Source organism: Bacillus sp. L_1B0_5, assembly GCF_000836715.1.
Classification (GTDB): Bacteria; Bacillota; Bacilli; order Bacillales; family Bacillaceae_G; genus Bacillus_A; species Bacillus_A thuringiensis_S.
Map to the genome: position 1 here is coordinate 1 of NZ_JXIS01000229.1, position 357 is coordinate 357.

Here is a 357-nt window from a genome sequence, read left to right on the forward strand (position 1 = left end):
AGGAGTATCCATTGGAACTGTAAAATCTAGATTAAGCCGAGCAAGAAGTAAAGTTTCAAAACTAATAGGGGAGGGTAGTAGTGATGAACAGTAAAAAAAATCCTGACTGGTATAGTAAATTGAAAAAAGGCCCAATGGAGCATCGGAAAGATGAAGAAGAATTTATTTATAAAATAAAGCAATCGGTATATCAAAATAGTGAAGTGGATTCTGTAACAAATAAGAGACCATTTCGTAAAAAAGTATTGCCTGTTGTAGTTGTGTTGGTTTGTACAATGTTATTTTTTATTGTTCAACAACCTTGGCCGGATGATAATAAATCACCGGTAGAAAGTAGTACTCAAATTAAGCCTAAAA

General features: G+C 33.1%; 2 pseudogenes. Both read left to right on the forward strand.

The window, feature by feature from the left end:
• Positions 1 to 94 (forward strand): annotated as a pseudogene (locus tag RT27_RS34710) (RNA polymerase subunit sigma-24); the annotation flags it as partial.
• A pseudogene (locus RT27_RS32050) lies at positions 84 to 357 on the forward strand (SH3 domain-containing protein); the annotation flags it as partial. The pseudogenes RT27_RS34710 and RT27_RS32050, both read left to right, overlap by 11 nt.